2 protein-coding genes are annotated in these 1,265 nt (G+C 46.2%); both read right to left on the reverse strand.

The features are described from left to right. Nucleotides 1-34: 34 nt before the first annotated feature. A complete protein-coding gene (locus E0D98_RS24430; RefSeq protein ID WP_001102132.1) occupies nucleotides 35-754 on the reverse strand; it encodes a (Fe-S)-binding protein in 720 nt (239 codons plus the stop codon). Nucleotides 755-803: 49 nt separating this feature from the next. After that, on the reverse strand, nucleotides 804-1,265 hold a 462-nt coding region (locus E0D98_RS24435; RefSeq protein WP_131891282.1), incomplete at its 5' end, for an L-lactate permease.

The following is a 1,265-nucleotide window of genomic DNA, read 5'->3' on the forward strand; positions in this document are numbered from 1 at the left end:
GATATCACTTGTTTTCAAAGACATTCTGTTTACCTCATCTGTGCATCAGGACTTCAGCAATATGCATCACTTTTACAGGATGCCCTTCACGGCTAAGCCGGCCGCCGATGTTTAGCAGACAACTGGCGTCAGCTCCGATAAGAAAATCAGGTTTAACATCCATAATATGCCCGACTTTCTCCTTTACCATTTCACCAGAGATCTCCGCCATTTTTACAGAGAACGTGCCGCCAAACCCACAGCACGTTTCCTGAGCGTGAAACGGCAGCAGCTCAAGTCCCCGTACATTTTCAAGCAGCAAAAGCGGTTCTCTGGTTACACCCAGTTTACGGGAAAGGCTACATGAAGGATGGTACACTGCGCGACCATTGAGTCTTGCCCCTACATCAGTGATGCCAAGGTGTTTTACTATAAATGACGTCAAATCATGCAGGCGTTCAGCCACTTTTTCAGCTCGTGCCGCCCACTCAGGTTCTTCACTGAGATAGCGAGCGTAATTTTTTATCGTGTAAGTGCATGATCCGGCAGGAGAAACTACAGGCCAGTCATTCTCTTCCAGCGAAGATATGAGATTTTTCATGCCAGGAATAGCATCACTAACATAACCGCCATTTATCGCTGGCTGACCGCAACATCCCTGTTTTTCGGGGAAATGGACATTACAACCCAATTGCTCCAGTAACAGCACGCTTTTTTGTGCCATCCGGGATTTAAACGCATCACCAATGCAGGTGACGTAAAAGTTAACATTCACAGAAATTTCTCCTGTTGATTAATATTCCATGTCCTTTTGTTATTTTTTCTCAGGCCATGAACAGGTGGTAGACAAGGCCGACTTTCAGTCCAAGAATAACAATATAAGCAAAGCAGTACTTCAGTGTCCCTGACATGATTACGCTACCCTGACCATCCATACGAGTGGCTGAAACAGCGATAGCAATACTCTGAGGAGAAATCATTTTGCCGCCTGTTGCGCCAGATGTGTTAGCGGCAGCCAGCCAGAGTGGATCCACATGCAATTTTTCAGCCGCAGTGGTCTGCAATTTACCAAACAGAATGTTGGAGTTTGTGTCACTACCAGTAACAAATGTACCAAGAGCGCCGATAACCGGAGCAATGAAAAGGTAGGCCCCACCAGTCAGATCCACAAGGCTCTGTGCCAGAGTGCCAATCAACCCACAGACATCCATTACCGTTGCCATGGCAACAATCGCAGAAATGGCAATAATGGAGTTTTTAAGTTGTTTTACCGTGCTGACAAATAC

This window comes from Escherichia sp. KCJ4928 (assembly GCF_004352695.1).
Lineage (GTDB): Bacteria > Pseudomonadota > Gammaproteobacteria > Enterobacterales > Enterobacteriaceae > ECMA0423.